The sequence below is a fragment of the Cognaticolwellia mytili genome (assembly GCF_002104475.1).
In the GTDB taxonomy this organism is placed as follows: domain Bacteria; phylum Pseudomonadota; class Gammaproteobacteria; order Enterobacterales; family Alteromonadaceae; genus Cognaticolwellia; species Cognaticolwellia mytili.
The window spans coordinates 928,775-948,169 of sequence record NZ_NBOF01000002.1 but is presented as its reverse complement, the minus strand read 5'-3'; the positions used below and the strand labels follow the sequence as shown (position 1 = coordinate 948,169).

Below are 19,395 nucleotides of genomic sequence, written 5' to 3'. Positions count from 1 at the left end.
AATAAGAATTTTTTGGAGGCATTATGGCCATAGCCGCAAACAAACGCTCTGTTATGACTTTATATTCGCATGCTGATGATATGTATAGTCATCAAACCCGCATTGTGTTGGCAGAGAAGGGTGTTGGTGTTGACATCCATTTGGTTGACTTAGCCAATTTGCCAGAGGATTTACTTGACCTAAATCCTTACGGAACCGTACCAACCTTAATCGATCGTGAATTAGCGCTTTATGAAGCGTCTATCATTATTGAATATTTAGATGAGCGTTTTCCTCATCCACCATTGATGCCTGTTTACCCGGTATCTCGTGGTCGCAGTCGTTTAATGATGCATCGCGTAGAGCAAGATTGGTATAGCTTAGCGAAGACTATTTACAATGGTCCAGCTGATGCAGCCGCTAAAGCTCGTCAAGAATTAAAAGAAAGCTTATTAAGTGTTGCACCAATTTTAAACGAAGCCCCTTACTTTATGAGTGAAGAGTTTAGTTTAGTTGATTGTTATTTAGCACCGCTATTATGGCGTTTACCTGTAATGGGTATTGAGCTTGATGGTCAAGGCTCTAAAGAACTTAAATCATATATGTTAAAAGTATTTGAACGTGAGTCTTTTCAAGCATCATTAACTGAAGCTGAGCGTGAATTACGTTTTGGCGCTCCGGTTTAAAGACGCAGATTATGACCATCGAAATGACATCAAATAAGCCTTATATTGTTAAGGCTTTTTATGAGTGGATTTCTGATAATGACTTAACACCTTACATCGTTGTTGATGTTAATGTGTATGGCGTTATGGTGCCTATGGCATATGTTAATGACGGTCAAATCGTCTTAAATGTTTCCGGCTCAGCTGTTGGTAGCATTGCATTAAGTGATAATAGTATTGAACTGAGTGCACGTTTTGGCGGTAAACTTGAGCATATTAGTGTACCTTATGGTGCAATTTCTGCTATTTATGCGAAAGAAAATGGCGCAGGTACGTCGCTCGAAATTGAGCATCCTGATCCCGAAGCTCTTGAGCAAGACTTAACATTAAGTGAAGTTGATGCGCCAAATATAGCAGCGGTAAAAGCTACTGATAATCCAGTAAAGGATGAGACAATAACAGAGAAAAACGAAAAGCCAAAAGCTAAAAAACCAAGTTTAACAGTGGTGAAATAGTTTGTCGTTTTTGGCTATGTGATAAAGAATTGTTATTAAAAAAGGTAAGCACCATGCTTACCTTTTTTTATTGTCTAAACTTTACTAACGTGGCGTAGGTTATTATGCCAATTGAAATAATTGAACATTACTTAATTCAATTGGTATTAGTGTTTAGTTAAAGTTGTGCAAAACAACGATCTGCGGCCGCTAATGTGAATTCTAATTCTTCTTCGCCATGAGCAGTAGATAAAAAACCAGCTTCAAACGAAGAAGGCGCAAGGTAAACCCCTTCGTTTAACATTAAGTGGAAGAACTTTTTAAATTTATCACTGTCGCATGCAGTAGCTTGAGCGAAGCTAGTGATTTTTTCTTCATCGGTAAAAAAGAAGCCGAACATTGCACCAACATAATTAATTGCTAGTGATACACCATTGCGCTCTGCAGCCGCTTTAAGGCCCATGGCTAGCTTTTCTGTCGCATCGCTAAGCTGTTGATGCTTGTTGCCTTTACAAAGCTCATTTAATGATGCTAAACCAGCTGCCATAGCAATTGGGTTGCCTGATAGCGTACCTGCTTGATAAACTGGGCCTACAGGGGCAATAAAGTCCATAATTTCTTGCTTACCACCAAAGGCACCCACTGGCATACCACCACCAATAACTTTACCTAAGGTTGTTAAGTCTGGAACAATATTATAGTGAGCTTGTGCACCACCTAAAGCAACGCGAAAGCCAGTCATTACTTCATCAAAAATTAAGACACTTTTGTATTGATCACAAATAGCTCTTAAACCTTCAAGGAAACCTTCAACTGGTGGGATACAGTTCATGTTGCCAGCAACGGGCTCAACAATAATACAAGCAATTTCATCACCAAGTTCAGCAAATATTTGTTCAACTTCTTGTAGGTTGTTATAGCTAACCGTTAGCGTGTGCTTAGCAAAATCGTCTGGAATACCCGGGGAGCTTGGTACGCCCATCGTTAACATGCCAGAACCTGCTTTTACTAATAATGAATCAGCATGACCATGGTAACAGCCTTCAAACTTCAAAATTTTATCACGACCAGTAAAGCCACGGGCTAAGCGGATAGCGCTCATGGTGGCTTCTGTACCTGAACTCACCATGCGTAATTTTTCCATAGAAGGTACAATTTCACGTACTTTTTCTGCCATGGTGATTTCTAACTCCGTGGGAGCGCCAAAGCTTAAGCCATTTTTGGCAGTTTCAATAACCGCTTCAAGAATTTTTGGATGGTTATGACCTAAAATCATTGGTCCCCATGAGCCAACATAATCGACATATTTATTGTCTTCAGCATCAAAAATATAAGCACCTTGTGCTTTTTTAATAAATAATGGTGTACCACCTACGCCATTGAAAGCACGTACTGGTGAGTTTACGCCGCCAGGAATAATATCTTGGGCAGCATCAAATAATTGCTGTGAATTTTTCATCATAATATCTTACTCGTTGTTAGTGTAGCCACGTTAAATTTATGGTTACTATCAATATTTGTTGGTATGCCAAGTAACAGGTTTTTCATAGTGACTAAGTCTACTTTCTACCCCTAAACTTAAGGCAAACAATGCCATACGCACTAGAACACCATTTTGTGCTTGGCGAAATATGGCTAGGTTATCTAAATCATTTAAATCAGTATCTAATTCATTCGCTTCAGCACGAGAATCACGTGGTAACGGGTGCATAATTACGGTATTTTTTTGACAATACTGCTGATAAATTTCGCGATTCAAACTGAAATGGCCACGGTATAAATCAGCTTCACCTTTGCTAGCGAATCGCTCTTGCTGAATACGAGTTTGATAAATTACGTCACAGGCCAAATTACCTTCAATTTTGTCAGTCAGAACTACGTTATGGCCAGCATTTGTTAATGTAGAGATAATGCTATCAGGCATCTGTAATGCTGTTGGTGCAATCATGGTCACTGTGATGTTGTTATAAAGGCTTAAAAGTTTAGACAATGAATGTACTGTACGACCATGTTTAAGGTCGCCCATAAGAACAATGTTTAAGCCGTCTAAGCCCATGTCATAACGTGCCATCTCAGATTGGATGGTAAATAAATCTAATAACGCCTGAGTTGGATGTTCGTTTGCACCGTCGCCGCCATTAATTACCGGCACACTGCTACCTTTAGAAAACTCTTCTACCGAATGCATTGTTGGGTGACGCATCGCAATAACATCGGAGTAGCCACTGATCACACGAGCGGTGTCAAACAAAGATTCGCCTTTAGATAGTGAAGAGTTTTCCTGTCCTACTGTTTCACGGACAAAGCCACCTAATAGATTAAATGCGGTGCCAAAACTAACTCGAGTACGAGTACTGGGTTCAAAAAATAAATTACTGAGTATTGCGCCTTCGAGTACATGACAGCGCTTTTTTCGCATGGCGTAAGGTGCCATTAATGTCGAAATTTCCAAGATACGAGAAATACTCTCTCTATCAAATTGAGAGACAGACAGGACATGACTTCCTTCAAATTTCATCATAGGTTGTACCTAATAAGTGGCATCTAAAGCTAGTGTTTATGATTATAAACCGAGCTGATACCTGAATTTAATGGGCCGTTGGCTGGTAAAGTAACAACGGAAATTTGCAGCGAAATATAGCACAAAACTTAATTATTGAGAATGTATTATCTTGATTTGAATTAGATAATCGTTTGATAAATGTTTACAAGACAAAGCTTTCAAATATAAGTTATAATTGTCACTAGAAAGGGAGAGGTAGCGATGGATATGCGAGTTTTATTATTACTGTTTTCGATGCCATTGCTACTGACTAGTATTAGCACACAAGCAGCTGATACTGTTCGTTACAATATTTCTACAACTCATCCTGACGCTAAACAAAGCTACTATATTGATTTACTCTCGTTGATTTTAGAGGAATCACGCGATAAATATGGCGCTTACCAACTCACTCCCGTCACACAAGAAATGTCGCAAGGTCGCACGTCGATTATGGTACAGCAGGGTAAAGTCATTGATGTGACTTGGCGGATGACGTCCCAGACATTAGAAACCGACTTACAAGCGATTTACATTCCTGTACTTAAAGGTTTGATGGGTGTACGTATTGCTATAATTCATAGCGATGATACAAGTACTTTCTCTCCAAATTTATCTTTGGCACAATTAAAGTCGCTATCGGCGGGGCAGGGTTATGATTGGCCAGATAGTGAGATTCTTCGCTATAACGGCTATGATGTTATTGAAGGCCGTGCGTCCTCATTGTTGGCTATGTTAGAGAAAAATCGTTTTGATTACTTTCCTCGCGCGTTGCATGAGCCTTGGGTCGAAATAGCCAATAAAAATCAATTTATTATTGAAGATCATTTCTTATTAAAGTATCCCGCACCAATGTATTTTTTTACTAATAAAAAGAATACTCGTTTGGCACAACGGATAACTTATGGTTTTTCTAAACTGATAGAGTCAGGCGCGTTTGATGAATTTTTCTATCAGCATTCAGTAACACAAGATATTCTCGTCAAAGCAAATTTACCGCAGCGAAAAATATTTGCTTTAAAAAACCCATTGTTATCAGAAAAAAGTCGAGCGATTTTGAATGAAAAGTCACTCTGGTTAACTTATTTTCATTGAAATTAGAAAGGTTTAACGTAGGCTAAAATTATTACTATAAATAAAATTAACACAGGTATTTCATTGAAAAATCTATAAAACTTTCCAGAACGAATATTTTTGTCTGCAGCGAATATTTTGACTAGTTTAAAGCAGTAGGCATGATATATCAGTAGTAACGTGACTAAGCTGATTTTTACATGTAACCATTTTGCTGCGGCAAACCAAGTGTAACCGTAGTAGTAGATAATAATGATACCTAAAGCAACTGTAAAAATTGCAAATGGTGTAACAAAAAACAGTAAACGTCGTTCCATTCCTTTAAGTTGCTTGTGCACTAATGGCTCATCGGACTCCGCATGATTAACGAATATACGTGGTAAATAGAAAATACCCGCAAACCAAGCCACCATAAAAATAACATGAAATGCTTTAAGCCAAAGAATGGTATTCATTGATGGGTTTTTCCTTTTAATAAATAAGAGCGAATAGCGTCAAAAGTTATTATACCCATAATATCATTTGGATTATCTTGATATATATACACTCCACCGCTTCTTTTTTTCACTAAAAGTAAATAAGCTTCAGCTAAAGTCGACTGGCTACATAGTGGTATTAGCTTCTGCCGGATAAGGTTATTGTCCTTTTTGTGCTCTGGTTGGCACCAAATATATTCAAGCTCTCCTTGTATATTTTCTTTTTTGATAATGAAATACTGATGGGAAGAGTGTTTTGGAAATTCGCTGGCAATAGTTTTGTTATCATTGTCAGCAATTAGCGTTATTTGCTCTTGCATTACCCCTATAGCGCCAACGCGTTGTAAAGACTTCTCAATAGGAGGTCTTCGATAAGCCAAACCTTGAACTTCTAACTGCATAATAAATATTGAACGATTGCGGAAGAATTGCCCAGATGAAATACAAGAACTAGCAATAACAATCATCGCTGGCACTATAATTTCGATTTGATTGGACAGTTCAACCACACAAAGTAGCGCAGCAAGGGGGGCGTTTAACGTTGCTGCCATAAAACCCGCCATGCCCATTAAAGCGAAATCACTAGCTTGTAAAGTAGTAGGGAAAAGGTACATGTTAATAATTGAAATGCAGGTGCCAATAATAGCGCCAATACCTAATATTGGGCCGATGATCCCTCCAGGAATACCTAAGCCCAAAGTGGTAATGGTCATTAACATTTTAGCTACTAGCAAGGCAAGCAAGAGCTGCAGCTCGGGATTATTTTGTAGGGAAAAGTCAATGGCACTTAAATCTGTGCCCATAGCATAAGGTACGGCATAACCGATGGCCCCGGTAATAAAAGCGGCAGTTAAAATACGAGGTATTATATGAAAGCGTGCGCTGTGCTTGATTATTAACACTAAATAACGATTAAAGATAAAAGCAATAACACCTAAAACTACCCCTAAGACTACAAGTGTTAGGTAGTGCTTGCTGTCCAAACTAATGGTAGTGAAATACTCAAATTCATGAACAGGGCCAAAAATAGTACTGGTTGTCATTGAACCTACAATTGCTGCGATCATCACGGGAATAAAAATATGTACTTTATATTCACGCAAAATAACTTCCATTACGAATAATACTGCCGCGATTGGTGTGTTAAAACAGGCGGCAATACCTGCGGCAATACCACAAGCACTTAAACTGCGAATAGCATTATAAGGTAAATTAAGCTTGCTACCGATATAGCTACTGCATGCGGCACCTAAATGCACTGCTGGGCCTTCTTTGCCAACTGAAAAACCGGTAGCGAGTGCAATAGTACTGCCAATAAATTGGTTAATGGTATTGCGCAGAGGCATTACACCGTTAGCTATTTTCAAGCGATGCAACACGAAAGGAATACCGGTGCGTATATACTTATAGCCAGTTAGCCAAGCGAAAAAGAGGATGACTATAGCGCCAATAATTGGTAATTGGAAACGACTTAGTGCTGTTAAGCTGCTATAGTCTTCTTTTTCACTCAAATAAAATGATTGAATGCCTTCAATGGCAAAAATGAATATAACCACCAACATTGCAGACACGAAACCACCAATGGCAGCTAGCAAGCACAGTTGCCATGATGTTTGTGGTAGAGCAAGACGCTTTTTTAGTTGTATCATCATTTTCATATTTTATTGTTTACGCTGAGTGAATGCACAGGCTTTTGGATATCATAATACTTTTCAAATGAATTGGTTAGCAAAAATAAATCTCAGTACAGTTGTGACACGTTTAGGGACATTTCGTTCTGCTATTCTTCTACTCGGCATCATAATCATTTCACTATTTTGTGGTTACCGCATTGGCAACTTTTATCATGGTTATCAGGTACAAACATTAGCGCTACAGAAATCTCGTTTAGATACGCTTTATCAAAACATAGTAGAGAAATCACAACGGCTTAACACTTTAGAGGTTGAGCTTGAAGTTGAGCGTATGGCTAATCAGCGTAGTCAAAAAGTGTTGAAGTCGATTGAGCAAAAGCATTTTCAAGTAAAAAAAGATTTAGCATTTTATGAAAAAATTATGGCACCTGAAAAGCAAGCTAATGGTCTAGTGATTGATGATGTTAATTTAACCAAAACAGGTAGCCCTAACCACTATCGCTTTCAAGTTATTTTAGTGCAGCAATTATTGCGAAAGCGTTTTGCTAAAGGTTTTGTCGAGTTGTCGATAACAGGAAGTTTGAATGGTAAACCGACCAATATCCCTTTAACGAAGCTTTCAGCAATTACTAAGCAGGATTTATCGTTTAGTTTTCAGTATTTTCAAATGATTAGTGGAGAGTTAACACTGCCAGAAAATTTTATTGCCGAAAAAATTAGCGTGTCTGTCATTTTACCAAAAGGTAAATGGCAAGAATATAATCGTGTCGATGAAAGCTACTTGTGGCAAAAGGCTTTAGAAAATATTGCGCAGAGTTCACCATAATACTTGATTAAAACAGTCAAGTTTAAGATAATCGTATTTGTTCCTTTGTATTAAGTAGAGTTTTATGTCAGATCTTGAGTTACCCATTAAATTTTCGGATGCTGCTGCGACTAAAGTATTGTCGTTGATCACGGAAGAAGAGAATCCAGAGCTGAAGTTGCGTGTTTACGTTACAGGCGGTGGCTGCTCGGGCTTTTCCTATGGCTTTACCTTTGATGAGAAAATCAATGAAGGCGATATGACCATTGTCAAAAAAGGTGTCACTATGGTGATTGATCCGATGAGCTTGCAGTATTTAGTTGACGGTGAAGTTGACTATGTAGAAGGTTTGGAAGGAAGTCGATTTTTAGTTAATAATCCCAATGCTACAACAACATGTGGTTGTGGTTCTTCTTTCTCTATTTAATATTTAGCAAGATTGCAGTGACCTATCACGTTGAAAGCCGACTTCTAGTCGGCTTTTTTGATTTTAATTATCGATTGTTACTTGATAACGAGCCAAAAACATTTCGGCAGTTTCTTTTGCCAAAAATTCGCGTTTTTCTTTACTGATACCATCTTCCATCTGAAATAGTTGTGGCCAAAAACAACTTGCTTTAATCAAGCCGTGCAATTGGTCGCTAGCAAAATCGACATCATTAATTGCTAATTTATTGTCTTCAATAGCGCTATTAAGCCAACGAATAATAGCATTTTCTTGGCAAGATATTTTCTCGAATTCTTTCTGTAGCGCTGCTGAATTATAAAAAAAGTGCCCTATAGCGACTTTAGTCACATCCATGTGATCTTCACTAGAAATAAAACTAATTTCAGCATTAAGTAAAGCAATAAGTTGAGGTTTTAGTGCTATATCTTTTTGATAACTAACATCTACTTGCGCTTCAGCTTTTTGCCAAAGCTCTGCAACTAAGTACATCAATAACGCTTCTTTGGTTTCGAAATGGTTGTAAACCGTGCGCTTTGACACTTGAGCGAGCTCAGCTAGCTTGTCCATGCTGGTTCCCTGAACACCGTATTCTTTAAAAGCTGCTTTTGCAGCAGCAATAATAGCCTCTCGTTTTAATTGGCTGCGCGTTTTGCTAACTGTTTTCATAAAACTCAAAAATCAAGTGGGAATAACTCTATTTTACACTGAGTAGTTTACTTTTCAATTGTTATATTTTAAACTGCACCGTGTAGTTTACTTTTTGCGTTATTTAAAGCGCATGTGATGTGGTGAAAATTTAGATGAATAAATTTAATAAACTGATTTTCAATAAATGGGTTTTAGCAATAATTTTTGGAGGCGTTGTGATGGCAAGTACAACATTAGCGAATAGTAGTGAAAGTAATGTGAGTAACGAGCAAGAAGGGAAATTTCAAAATAGTGAAATTAACTACCAAAGTTCGCTAAGCAGTGTTTGGAAAATAGCAAAAGCTTATTGGCAAACTGATAGAGCCGCTCCTACGCCAACAAAAACTATACCTCTTAAACAATTAACTAAAGAAAACCTGCTCAGTGAAAAGCATGATGCACTTTATCGTCTAGGTCATTCGACATTGCTGCTAAAGTTAGCCAGTGATTTTATATTAATTGATCCGGTATTTAGTGACCGAGCGTCGCCAGTACAATGGGCCGGACCAAAGCGTTTTCACCAGCCACCAATTAGTATTGCAGAACTACCCAATGTAAAAGCAGTTATTATTAGTCATGATCATTATGATCATTTAGACAAAGCCTCTATTTTAGCACTTGCTGATAAAGTCGAGCAGTTCGTTACGCCATTAAAAGTAGGCAACTACTTACGAGATTGGGGTATCGCAGATGATAAAATTACTGAACTAGATTGGTGGCAAAGCAAACAACTTTCAGAGCTAACTATCACCGCAACGCCGGCACAACACTTTTCCGGTCGAGGACTGTTTGATAAAGATGAAACATTGTGGGCTAGTTGGGTTATTGAATATAAAGAAATTAAACTTTTTTATAGTGGCGATGGTGGTTATTTTTCTGGCTTTAAAGAAATAGGTGAGCGTTATGGTCCATTTAATTTTACGATGATAGAAACTGGTGCATATAATTCACTATGGCGTGAAATACACATGACACCAGAAGAAAGTTTGCAAGCACATCTGGATGTTAAGGGTGAATTTATGATTCCCGTGCACAACGGCACTTTTGATCTAGCACTGCATGATTGGTTTGAACCGTTTGAGCGTATCGTTACTTTAGCAAAGCAACAAGGAGTATCACTGCTAACGCCTACTTTTGGTGAGGAGGTTAACCTTGCTCAGCCAATACCAACAAAAGCCTGGTGGCGAGAAGTAATGTCGACAGAAACTGAAGAGCTGTCTAATTTAATTACCAAAGTGCAATAATAAATGAAGTGTAGAAATGCTTCGTGATGTTTACGTTTTGTTGCAAAGCTAAACAGAATGCTTAAGCTTTGCCCTGTATCATTATTAGCAATATGGTCAACCAAATGTCATTTTTTAAATATTTAGGAAGAATTATGAGTACCGCAAGTCAACGTCGACAATGGTTCGCTGAACGCCCTTACATTATTGCGATTATTATTACACTATTATTAATGCTGTGGATGGCCTCGGGCTTGATGCAAGCACAAGAAATTCCTAATGAGAAAAGTGAACATAGTGTTATTGTGCCAAAAGTTAAAGTAGAAACTATGTATGCCAAAATTATTAGTGACACGGTGGCATTATATGGTCGAACAGAGCCTGATCGCGTAACCACGCTTAAAGCAGAAATCTCCGGGAAAATTGAACAAGTACTGGCTAAACGTGGTGCTAAAGTTGAAAAAGGTCAAGTTATTGTAAAGCTTGAAATTAATGACTTAGAGTCTCAATTAGCTCAAGCAAAAGCATTATTAACTCAACGCGAAATAGAACACCAAGGTGTTCTAAAGTTAAGTGCTGATGGCTACCAAGGAAAAGTGCAGGTGAGTAGTGCAGCTGCAAATCTAGCAGCCGTTCAAGCGCAAATTAAACGACTTAATATTGATATTGCCAACACGGTAATTCGAGCGCCTTTTGATGGTGTATTAAATACGCGTTATGTTGAGCAAGGTGACTACGTACAAAGCGGTGATGACATTGCCATGATTGCTGATTTAGACCCGCTTATCGTACGAGCGCATGTAAGTGAAAACAACATTGGCCAGCTTGTTGTTGGCCAAAAGGCAAAAATTCGATTACTCAGTCATGAAAACTTGGCTGGACAAGTGCGTTACATTGCCAGTGTTGCTGATGATGCCACCAATACTTTTAAAATTGAGATTGCTATTGCTAATAATGACAGTGACTTACTGGCCGGTTTAAGTAGTGAAGTTAATATTAGCTTGGATGAAATACCTGCTATTAAAGTTTCTCCGGCATTATTAGCATTAGATGAACAAGGTAATATTGGCGTTAAAACGGTTGAAGATAGCCATGTGAAATTTACTGCTATTAATATCATCAAAAGTGAAAAAGATGGCATTTGGTTATCAGGCTTAGGTCAGCAAACCGATATTATTACCCTAGGCCAAGGCTTTGTTAGAGCGGGCGATAAAGTAGAAGCTATTTTCTCTAAAGCATCGAATGTTAATGCAGCACTTGCTAGCAAAAGCGAATAAGGCGAGGGAATCATGCTTACATTAATTGATGCAGCATTAACTCGAACGCGTTCGGTGTTAATGATATTTATACTTTTACTGATTTCTGGCGCAATTACCTATGCCAATATCGCTAAAGAGTCTAACCCAGATATAACCATTCCTAATATCTACGTATCTATCGTTCATGACGGCATTTCGCCAGAAGATGCTGAGCGTATGCTGATTCGTCCGATGGAGAAAGAGTTAAAATCTATTGCTGGTATTAAAGAAATGTCAGCAACGGCAAGTGAAGGTCATGCCTCTATTAATCTCGAGTTTATTGCTGGTTTAGACCCGAAAGAAGCTTTAGCAGATGTGCGCGATAAAGTTACATTAGCGAAAGCAAAATTGCCGTCTGAATCAGAAGAGCCTGAAGTACATGAAGTTACCATGGCGAATCAAAACCCTGCTATTACGGTTATTTTATCGGGTGCGGTAACCGAGCGTGGTTTAATCACTATCGCTCGTGATGTCAAAGATAAAATTGAAGCCTTACAAGAAGTTTTAGAAGTTGATATCGGCGGTAACCGTGAAGACATGGTGGAAATCATTGTTGATCCATTATTGATGGAGAGTTACGGCTTAGATCAAAATGATATTTACAACTTAGTTGAGCGTAATAACCGCTTAGTACCCGCAGGAACTATGGATACAGGTAAAGGTCGCTTTGCAATTAAAGTACCGTCAGTATTTGAAACTATACAAGACTTATTAGAGTTACCGATTAAAGTTGATGGCGATAAAGTTATTACCTTCCAAGACGTTTCAACGGTTCGAAGAGCTTATAAAGATCCAAGTTCATTTGCACGCTTAAATGGCGAGCGCTCAGTTGCCATTGAAGTTAAAAAGCGTTCAGGTGAAAATATTATTAACACGGTAGCAAAAGTAAAAGCGTTAATTGAAATTGAACGTCAGCGCTGGCCTAATCAAGTGTTTGTTGACTATGTTGGTGATCAATCTGTGGATGTTCAAGACACCCTAAATGACCTGCAAAACAATGTGCTTTCAGCGGTGTTATTGGTTGTTATTGTTATCATTGCCACCTTAGGTTCACGCACTGCATTGTTAGTTGGTTTAGCTATTCCTGGGGCATTTTTAACTGGTATTTTAGTACTGGCCATTGCTGGTTTAACGGTCAATATCGTTGTGCTATTTGGTTTGATCATGGCTGTCGGTATGTTGGTTGATGGTGCGATTGTTGTTACTGAATTTGCAGACCGAGAACTTAATGAGGGTAAATCTAAGCGTCAAGCTTATGGTTTAGCTGCTAGGCGCATGGCTTGGCCTATTATTGCCTCAACCGCAACAACATTGGCTGCATTTGCGCCACTGATGTTTTGGCCGGGCATTATGGGCGAATTTATGAAGTACTTGCCAATTACCTTAATTGCGGTATTAACAGCGTCTTTAGCAATGGCGTTGGTATTTGTACCTACTATTGGTAGCGTTATTGGTAAGTCGCGAAAAATAAGCGTTAAAGAACAGGCGCAAATTGAGCAGGCTGAAAAAGGTGATTTAACCCAGTTGATGGGGTTTACTGGCAAATATGTCAGAGTATTGAAAAGCGCGATTAACCACCCTTGGAAAATACTTGGCGGCACTTTAGCAATGTCAGTCTTTGTTATATTTTTGTATGGTTCTTCAGGATTAGGCGCAATATTCTTTCCAGAGATCGAACCTTCAAGCGCAACAATGGTGGTGCGCTCGCATGGTGATTTATCGATTAAAGAAAAAGATGAAATCATGGTTGCCATTGAGGACCGAATTTTAGACTTACCTGAAATCAAAACACTTTATACCCGCACCGGTGGTAATGATCAAATTGGTACCTTCCAAGTTAATTTCACTAACTGGCAATTTAGACGCTCTGCTGACGAGGTTGTTGCAGAAATAAGAACGCGTACCGATGACTTAGCTGGCGTTGAAATTGAAGTAAGAAAAAATGAAGATGGACCGCAAAACGGTAAAGATTTAGTTATTGAGTTGAGTTCTCGCTTCCCAGAAAAGCTTAATGAATCTGCACGTATCATTAGTAATGCACTGCATAATCATAGCCAGTTTACTGATATTGAAGACTCAGGTGCTAAACCGGGTATTGAATGGCAGCTGAAAATAGATCGCAGTTTGGCGGCTACCTACGGCGCTGATGCTGCACTTGTCGGCTCAACGGTGCAAATGGTCACTAACGGCTTAAAGCTTGGTGAATATCGTCCAGATGATGTTGATGACGAACTAGATATTCGTGTGCGCTTTCCTGAGGATAAACGTAATATTTCACGTTTAGATACTTTGCGCTTAAAAACCTCAGCAGGTTTAGTACCTGTTAGCAGTTTTGTTGAGCGTAGTGCTGCACCGAAAATCGATAGTATTCGTCGCATGGATGGTAAGCGTGTTGTTAGTATCAAAGCAAACTTAGTGCCTGGCGCACAGCTAGTTAAAGAGTTACCTTTATTACAAGCCCAGTTTCCTGAACTAGGAATTGATCCATCAGTTGAAATCGCCATTAAAGGTCAAAATGAAGACCAGCAAGAATCAGAAGATTTTTTAGTGAAGGCTTTTGGTATTGCGCTGTTTGTTATGGCGATTATTCTTGTCACCCAATTTAATAGTTTCTATCAAGCATTTTTAATCCTTAGTGCCGTTATCTTTTCAACGGTCGGCGTGTTCTTAGCCTTGTTTTTAGTACAAAAACCATTTGGTATTGTTATGGGGGGAATCGGTGTTATTTCTCTGGCCGGTATTGTGGTAAATAACAATATTGTGCTGATTGATACCTATAATGTTTTACGCCGAGAAGGTTATGCTGTGGTTGATGCCATTTTAAGAACTGGTGCTCAACGTTTAAGGCCTGTGATGTTAACGACAGTGACGACAATTTTAGGTTTGTTACCTATGGTGTTACAGGTTAATTTAGATTTCTTTAATCGTACGGCTGTTTTTGGCGCACCATCAACACAATGGTGGAATCAACTAGCAACTGCAATTGCCGGAGGTTTAGCGTTTGCGACCGTACTAACATTGATTTTAACGCCTTCGTTATTAGCTTTACGTGATTTGCGTAAAGCTAAAAAACAAACCACCAAGCAAGCTGACTCTATTGATTTAAAAACTGGTGATCCTGCGGCGTAATGGCTTAATGGGCCATAGCTTAACTGTTCTATGGTTGTTAAATAAAAAAGCCCGTAGCTGAAGTGCACCGGGCTTTTTTAACATTGATTTAGGCATTCTTTCTTTACGATTACTGAATGTATTGTCCAAATAATCTTTTCACAATAACGGGAACTGATTGCAAGTTATTACGCTTTTATAGATACTTAGGCGTAATTAGAATGTAAATAGTTAAAAAATAAACTTAAGGGAAAACATGAGCCCAAAAACAAAAATTATTGCAAGCACTTGCTTAGCTTTATGTATGAGTGTAGGCAGTTTTTTTGTGTCTGCACAACAATTAAATGCAGAGCAGCAAGCACAACTAAATGAGTTAAAAAATACGGCATTACAGTCAGACTTGTCTTATCAGCTAATTGAATCATTAACCACGGAAGTTGGTCATCGTTTGATGGGCTCTGAAGGTGATAAAAAATCAATCGTTTGGGCAGTAGATAAAATGAAAGCCCTTGGTTTTGATAAAGTATGGACAGAAGAAGTTACTGGTAGTTACTGGCTACGTGGTGATGCTAAAGCAAAAATTATTGCACCATACCCACATGATGTCGTGGTGTTAGCACTAGGTGGTAGCGTTGGCACTGCTGAAAAAGGCTTAACAGCAAATGTTGCACACTTTGAAACCTTTGCTGATTTAAAGGCAGCACCTGACAATAGCCTTAACGGTAAAATTGCTTTTGTTTCTTATCAAATGGAGCGTCATATTGACGGCAAAGGCTATGGGCCAGCTGTTGGTACACGCGTTACTGGTGCTGTTGTAGCTGCTCAAAAGGGCGCTTCTGCTTTGGTTATGCGCTCTGTAGGAACCGATAACAATCGCACAGCACATACTGGTGTTATGCGTTATAAAGATGGCGTGAAAAAAATTCCAGCGGCAACATTATCAAACCCAGATGCTGACTTGCTAGTGAACCAATTGAAGCGCGGTAAACCTGTAAGCTTGTTCCTTAAAATGACCGCTAAAACTGATGCTGAAGTTATTGCAAAAACGGCTAATGTGATAGGTGAATTTACTGGTAGTGAATTACCGAATGAAATTGTTGCTTTAGGTGCACATCTTGATAGTTGGGATGTCGGCACAGGTGCACTAGATGATGGTCTAGGCATAGGTATGGTTGTTGCAGCAGCGCATCATATTGGGCAACTACCTAAACGTCCTAAACGTACTATTCCGGTGATTTTATTTGCGGCGGAAGAAGTGGGCTTATTAGGTGCAAAAGAATATGTAAAAGTGCACAAAAACGATATGGTGAATCATGCCATTGGTGCTGAGTGGGATTTTGGTATTGGCCGTATTTACAAAATGACACCAGGTGTTGGCGCGCAGTCATTAAATGCTATTCGTGAGCTAGCACAATACTTAGCGCCTTTAGGTGTTTCGCTTTCACCTGATAATAATGCTAAAGGTCAATCTGATATGAGTGCTTTAAGCAACTTAGGTATGCCAAGTATTAACTTTTCACCTGATGGCTCAAATTACTTTGATTATCATCACACAGAAAATGACACTCTGGATAAAGTGGAGCCTGAAGCATTAAAGTTCAATACGGCAATTTATACCATGTATGCGTATTTTGCAGCGCAAGCGGCAGTAGATTTTAGAAAATAATCGATCTTTATAGTTGTTAGCTATGAAAGTAGCTAACAACTCATGAGGTTCGGCGTCAGTTTTTTATTTACCCTTCCATCAACAAGAATTCAATAATACTATTCATATTTAAGTCAAAGTCATCAGCTTTTACATTACGAATAATAAAGTCAGCCTCTTTTGCTAAATCAATGTCCTTAGCCAAAATATAGCGTTTTTTTTGGATGTTATAAAAGCAACGTACTTTGGGGTTAGTTGGGTCGTCATGGTTACGACTTTCAACAATGGCCAAGTGGTGTGAATTCAGTTCAACTAGTGTGCCTACCGGATAAATCCCTAAACATTTAATGAATAGGTCAACGAGCCTAGGCATCAATTTACCTTGTAGGGCTAAATTTCTCAAAATACTAAAAGCTTTGATGTGATTGTAGCTGCCTTTATAACAGCGATCAGTGGTGAGAGCGTCAAAAACATCACATATAGCGATCATACCGCCGTAATTTGAAATGTTATCTTGAGTCAACTTTAATGGATAGCCAGAGCCATCAGAACGTTCGTGATGTAAGGCAACTACCTCCAAACTAAGTGCTGAAATACCGGGTGTTGCTTTAGTTATTCTGATTGAATGATCTATGTGACTTTGCATTACTTTGTATTCATTTGCTGATAGTTTTCCTGTTTTATTAAGGATATTATCAGGGATCATTATTTTACCAACATCATGTAAAAATGCACCAATGGCAAGTTGTTGAATTGTTACGCGGTCAATTTTTAAAAAGCGTGCAAAGATAGTCATTAGTACAGAAACGGAAACCGAATGTTCGAGTAAATACTCGTTCTTGTTACGAATGTTAATGATGCAACTTAAAGCATCCGGGTTTTTAAATATTGCATCGATAGTTTTATTAGTGACATCAATAATTGGCGCAATATTGATCGACCTGCTTTGTTGAACATCGAGGAATACTTGCTGTTGAATTTTTTTAGAATGGTTAAATAACTTTTTAGCTTTAGTGACTTCAAGTATGACTGGTCCAGGCTTTGGAATGGCTTCCGGGAGTTGTGTTTTTAAGGCTTCGTCAATCGTTTTAGTGGTATCAACCAATACTGACTCAACGCCCTTTAATTTTAGTCCGTTAATTGTGTCGTTATTTTTTATGTGACCAGCACGGGCTAAATTATAGCAGCCTTGTTGTTTAACGATATCAACAACAAAGTGGCCTGTTTTTAATTCACTGATACTGACTTCTATGATCATAATTAGTCTATTTAGTTATTACTATTAATTACTATAGGCTAATGAGAATATAGCTCCTTTTATCACTAATGCTATAGCTTATAGTTTAAAGACCATACCATTTTGTGTTTTTTTATTAGCATATAGCTTTTGATCGGCAACTTTTAATATTTCATCCATACTTTGCTGGCCATTACTTGCTGCGGCGCCACAACTAACGGTTATTGGCAAGTGCATATTTTGAAAGGGCATAGGGTTATTGACAAAAAAGTTGCATAAACGCTCGCTGGCCTGTTCTGCTTCAGGTAAAGTTTGACTTGCTAGTACTACAACAAATTCATCGCCAGCATATCGGAAGCATTTGTCATTTTCTCGAACCAATTCCTGTAATTGGCTAGCAACGTATGCTAACACTTTGTCGCCACAATCATGGCCATAGGTATCGTTAATGGCTTTGAATTTATTACAGTCTATAAATAACACTGAAAAAGGTACGCCATATCGGCGTTGACGAATAAGCTCCTCATTAATGCATACTTCCATTAAACGCCGGTTGGCAACACCAGTTAGGCGGTCATAATGTGCCATATATTCAAGTTGTTCACGGATTAGTACATTTGACAAACATAGGCTGACTTTGACTGCTAATTGCTCTAAATGAAATGTGCCTAAATTGTTATGAAATCGAGCTGACGCTTTATCAGTAAACAATAAGCTGCCGAATAATTTACCCTCCAATGATAATGGGGTTAATGCCGCTGATTTTGCCCCTTTAAGTAAACTTCTCGGAACGATATCATTGAGCTGTTGTAATTTGTTAGTTAAAAAAGGTTTTCTATCAGAATGTAATAAAGTGAGTTTTTCTGCAGAAATTTGTTTAGTATTTTTTTGGTGCCAATTAGATTGTAAATTACCATTAATCAAGTAACTTAGTGGTGTTGGCTCGGCTAACAGTAATGAAATACCGGATAGTTGAAACTTTTCTTGGATCAAGCCAAGTAAACGTTGTAACAGTTCTTCACTTGATTGACAGGCAAGTACTTCGGTTTCAATTTCAAATAATTTACGAGCGATACTCTCGTTAACTTTTGAATTTTCAATCAATTGGTGAATTTTGGGCACTGAATATACTCGGTCCGTGCAAATTTTCATCATTGTGATATTTTCTAACAAAGAGTGCAAGCGTGCTTTTGTTAATGTTTGTTCTAAAAGATGCTTGATTCTTTGGTATTATACTTGCTTGCTTCGTTAAGTATTAAGAGCAAGGTGAATCCATCACCACACTAGCGTCAATAAATAGTGCGATAATGAAATTAAATTTTCAGTAGGCTATGTCGATATAGAGGTTAGTTAAGTTGAATTACATTAATTTGCGAAGGAGAAACATGCAACGTTTACTCATTATTATTTTATTAGCATCGGCTAATTTTTTTAGTGCTTCAGCTGCAGAATTGACAGCGGTGCAGATTTATAGTGACAATGTTTTACTTGATTTAATCAAAGAAAATAAACATTTAAGCCAAGTCGTGATTGATGATTGTCAGTTAGTGCAAGATATTGAAGCGCGGGCAGTTAAATCAAAAATGCCATCTTATCAATTTCTCTGGGGTGATATGCTTGCTTACGGCGTTTGTGTCAAAAAAGATGTACCGCTTGGGCTATATTTTATGCAGGCATCAGCAGACCAAGGGTTATCTGAAGCATTAGAACAAATGGGGCGTTACTATCATGTTGGTAAGTTTGTACAAGTTGATGTTAGACAAGCAATCACTTTTCTTAAAGAATCTGCGGCATTAAAAAACCTGAAAGCTCAGCTTAGGCTAGCTGATATTTATCTCGCAGGTGAAGGTAGTCCATTGGATTACCCGCAATTGTATGTTCAGCTTCATCAGTCAGTTACTGACGATAAGAAGGTGCATCGAAATATTGCTGCTAACTTAGTAAAGCTGGCAGAAAAAATGCCAGAGCGGGTAGTTAATGCCGCTAAAAAAGGAAAATATTAGCCGTTTGAGGGATAAAGCTATAGTTGTATCCCACAATAGCACTATTTTAATTTTTTAAAGAAGCGGCCGGGTGTTGA

General features: G+C 38.4%; 17 protein-coding genes. 10 read left to right on the top strand and 7 right to left on the bottom strand.

The window, feature by feature from the left end:
* The first annotated feature begins 23 nt into the window (after nucleotides 1-23).
* Entirely contained in the window at nucleotides 24-665 is a 642-nt protein-coding gene (gene sspA / locus B7C41_RS09015) for a stringent starvation protein SspA (RefSeq protein WP_085298446.1), read from the top strand.
* Nucleotides 666-676: 11 nt separating this feature from the next.
* A complete protein-coding gene (locus B7C41_RS09010; RefSeq protein ID WP_085298445.1) occupies nucleotides 677-1,159 on the top strand; it encodes a ClpXP protease specificity-enhancing factor in 483 nt (160 codons plus the stop codon).
* Between the two features lie 157 nt (nucleotides 1,160-1,316).
* On the opposite strand, the gene hemL is transcribed toward B7C41_RS09010, so the two are convergent.
* Nucleotides 1,317-2,597, bottom strand: coding sequence for a glutamate-1-semialdehyde 2,1-aminomutase (hemL, locus tag B7C41_RS09005; protein ID WP_085298444.1), 1,281 nt, complete (start codon nucleotides 2,595-2,597; stop codon nucleotides 1,317-1,319).
* A 51-nt stretch (nucleotides 2,598-2,648) separates the two neighbouring features.
* Complete coding sequence (locus B7C41_RS09000) at nucleotides 2,649-3,659, bottom strand: aspartate carbamoyltransferase (protein WP_143764339.1); 1,011 nt, start codon at nucleotides 3,657-3,659, stop codon at nucleotides 2,649-2,651.
* Nucleotides 3,660-3,908: 249 nt separating this feature from the next.
* On the opposite strand from B7C41_RS09000, the gene B7C41_RS08995 reads away from it, so the two are divergent.
* The gene (locus tag B7C41_RS08995) at nucleotides 3,909-4,775 is read left to right on the top strand and encodes a hypothetical protein (protein ID WP_143764338.1); all 867 of its coding nucleotides are present in this window, start codon (nucleotides 3,909-3,911) and stop codon (nucleotides 4,773-4,775) included.
* A gap of 2 nt (nucleotides 4,776-4,777) precedes the next feature.
* Here B7C41_RS08995 and B7C41_RS08990 read toward each other — a convergent pair whose 3' ends face one another.
* Both B7C41_RS08990 and B7C41_RS08985 read right to left on the bottom strand, forming a co-directional pair.
* On the bottom strand, nucleotides 4,778-5,209 hold the full coding sequence (locus tag B7C41_RS08990; protein ID WP_085298442.1) for a CopD family protein: 432 nt from the start codon (nucleotides 5,207-5,209) through the stop codon (nucleotides 4,778-4,780).
* The gene (locus B7C41_RS08985) at nucleotides 5,206-6,888 is read right to left on the bottom strand and encodes a chloride channel protein (protein WP_235839660.1); all 1,683 of its coding nucleotides are present in this window, start codon (nucleotides 6,886-6,888) and stop codon (nucleotides 5,206-5,208) included. The genes B7C41_RS08990 and B7C41_RS08985 overlap by 4 nt, the downstream gene beginning before the upstream one ends.
* A gap of 58 nt (nucleotides 6,889-6,946) precedes the next feature.
* Here B7C41_RS08985 and B7C41_RS08980 point away from each other — a divergent pair, with 58 nt between their 5' ends.
* The gene (locus B7C41_RS08980) at nucleotides 6,947-7,690 is read left to right on the top strand and encodes a DUF6776 family protein (RefSeq protein ID WP_235839659.1); all 744 of its coding nucleotides are present in this window, start codon (nucleotides 6,947-6,949) and stop codon (nucleotides 7,688-7,690) included.
* A 64-nt stretch (nucleotides 7,691-7,754) separates the two neighbouring features.
* A complete protein-coding gene (gene erpA, locus B7C41_RS08975) occupies nucleotides 7,755-8,096 on the top strand; it encodes an iron-sulfur cluster insertion protein ErpA (RefSeq protein ID WP_085298441.1) in 342 nt (113 codons plus the stop codon).
* Between the two features lie 63 nt (nucleotides 8,097-8,159).
* On the opposite strand, the gene B7C41_RS08970 is transcribed toward erpA, so the two are convergent.
* The gene (locus B7C41_RS08970) at nucleotides 8,160-8,783 is read right to left on the bottom strand and encodes a TetR/AcrR family transcriptional regulator (protein ID WP_085298440.1); all 624 of its coding nucleotides are present in this window, start codon (nucleotides 8,781-8,783) and stop codon (nucleotides 8,160-8,162) included.
* 134 nt (nucleotides 8,784-8,917) lie between these two features.
* On the opposite strand from B7C41_RS08970, the gene B7C41_RS08965 reads away from it, so the two are divergent.
* From B7C41_RS08965 to B7C41_RS08950, 4 genes are all read left to right on the top strand, one after another.
* Nucleotides 8,918-10,048: an MBL fold metallo-hydrolase gene (locus B7C41_RS08965; RefSeq protein ID WP_235839658.1), complete on the top strand. Its 1,131-nt coding sequence runs from the start codon at nucleotides 8,918-8,920 to the stop codon at nucleotides 10,046-10,048.
* Nucleotides 10,049-10,182: 134 nt separating this feature from the next.
* The gene (locus B7C41_RS08960) at nucleotides 10,183-11,304 is read left to right on the top strand and encodes an efflux RND transporter periplasmic adaptor subunit (RefSeq protein ID WP_085298439.1); all 1,122 of its coding nucleotides are present in this window, start codon (nucleotides 10,183-10,185) and stop codon (nucleotides 11,302-11,304) included.
* A 12-nt stretch (nucleotides 11,305-11,316) separates the two neighbouring features.
* A complete protein-coding gene (locus B7C41_RS08955) occupies nucleotides 11,317-14,454 on the top strand; it encodes an efflux RND transporter permease subunit (RefSeq protein ID WP_085298438.1) in 3,138 nt (1,045 codons plus the stop codon).
* Nucleotides 14,455-14,689: 235 nt separating this feature from the next.
* Nucleotides 14,690-16,099 (top strand): M28 family peptidase, encoded by a 1,410-nt coding sequence (locus B7C41_RS08950; protein WP_235839657.1) that lies wholly within the window; start codon nucleotides 14,690-14,692, stop codon nucleotides 16,097-16,099.
* 67 nt (nucleotides 16,100-16,166) lie between these two features.
* Here the strand turns inward: B7C41_RS08950 and B7C41_RS08945 are convergent, their stop codons facing one another.
* Nucleotides 16,167-17,336 carry an HD-GYP domain-containing protein gene (locus B7C41_RS08945; protein ID WP_085298437.1) on the bottom strand — a complete coding sequence of 390 codons (1,170 nt, stop codon included), beginning with the start codon at nucleotides 17,334-17,336 and terminating at the stop codon, nucleotides 16,167-16,169.
* A 78-nt stretch (nucleotides 17,337-17,414) separates the two neighbouring features.
* Nucleotides 17,415-18,470: a sensor domain-containing diguanylate cyclase gene (locus B7C41_RS08940; RefSeq protein WP_085298436.1), complete on the bottom strand. Its 1,056-nt coding sequence runs from the start codon at nucleotides 18,468-18,470 to the stop codon at nucleotides 17,415-17,417.
* Between the two features lie 230 nt (nucleotides 18,471-18,700).
* On the opposite strand from B7C41_RS08940, the gene B7C41_RS08935 reads away from it, so the two are divergent.
* The gene (locus B7C41_RS08935) at nucleotides 18,701-19,318 is read left to right on the top strand and encodes a tetratricopeptide repeat protein (RefSeq protein ID WP_143764337.1); all 618 of its coding nucleotides are present in this window, start codon (nucleotides 18,701-18,703) and stop codon (nucleotides 19,316-19,318) included.
* The last annotated feature ends 77 nt before the right edge of the window (nucleotides 19,319-19,395 follow it).

What these genes read in the sequence shown, in the direction of transcription:
- sspA (WP_085298446.1), top strand. Translation starts at nt 24, where the DNA reads ATGGCCATAGCCGCAAACAAACGCTCTGTTATGACTTTATATTCGCAT.
- B7C41_RS09010 (WP_085298445.1), top strand. Translation starts at nt 677, where the DNA reads ATGACCATCGAAATGACATCAAATAAGCCTTATATTGTTAAGGCTTTT.
- hemL (WP_085298444.1), bottom strand. Translation starts at nt 2,597, where the DNA reads ATGAAAAATTCACAGCAATTATTTGATGCTGCCCAAGATATTATTCCT.
- B7C41_RS09000 (WP_143764339.1), bottom strand. Translation starts at nt 3,659, where the DNA reads ATGATGAAATTTGAAGGAAGTCATGTCCTGTCTGTCTCTCAATTTGAT.
- B7C41_RS08995 (WP_143764338.1), top strand. Translation starts at nt 3,909, where the DNA reads ATGCGAGTTTTATTATTACTGTTTTCGATGCCATTGCTACTGACTAGT.
- B7C41_RS08990 (WP_085298442.1), bottom strand. Translation starts at nt 5,209, where the DNA reads ATGAATACCATTCTTTGGCTTAAAGCATTTCATGTTATTTTTATGGTG.
- B7C41_RS08985 (WP_235839660.1), bottom strand. Translation starts at nt 6,888, where the DNA reads ATGAAAATGATGATACAACTAAAAAAGCGTCTTGCTCTACCACAAACA.
- B7C41_RS08980 (WP_235839659.1), top strand. Translation starts at nt 6,947, where the DNA reads ATGAATTGGTTAGCAAAAATAAATCTCAGTACAGTTGTGACACGTTTA.
- erpA (WP_085298441.1), top strand. Translation starts at nt 7,755, where the DNA reads ATGTCAGATCTTGAGTTACCCATTAAATTTTCGGATGCTGCTGCGACT.
- B7C41_RS08970 (WP_085298440.1), bottom strand. Translation starts at nt 8,783, where the DNA reads ATGAAAACAGTTAGCAAAACGCGCAGCCAATTAAAACGAGAGGCTATT.
- B7C41_RS08965 (WP_235839658.1), top strand. Translation starts at nt 8,918, where the DNA reads ATGAATAAATTTAATAAACTGATTTTCAATAAATGGGTTTTAGCAATA.
- B7C41_RS08960 (WP_085298439.1), top strand. Translation starts at nt 10,183, where the DNA reads ATGAGTACCGCAAGTCAACGTCGACAATGGTTCGCTGAACGCCCTTAC.
- B7C41_RS08955 (WP_085298438.1), top strand. Translation starts at nt 11,317, where the DNA reads ATGCTTACATTAATTGATGCAGCATTAACTCGAACGCGTTCGGTGTTA.
- B7C41_RS08950 (WP_235839657.1), top strand. Translation starts at nt 14,690, where the DNA reads ATGAGCCCAAAAACAAAAATTATTGCAAGCACTTGCTTAGCTTTATGT.
- B7C41_RS08945 (WP_085298437.1), bottom strand. Translation starts at nt 17,336, where the DNA reads ATGATCATAGAAGTCAGTATCAGTGAATTAAAAACAGGCCACTTTGTT.
- B7C41_RS08940 (WP_085298436.1), bottom strand. Translation starts at nt 18,470, where the DNA reads ATGATGAAAATTTGCACGGACCGAGTATATTCAGTGCCCAAAATTCAC.
- B7C41_RS08935 (WP_143764337.1), top strand. Translation starts at nt 18,701, where the DNA reads ATGCAACGTTTACTCATTATTATTTTATTAGCATCGGCTAATTTTTTT.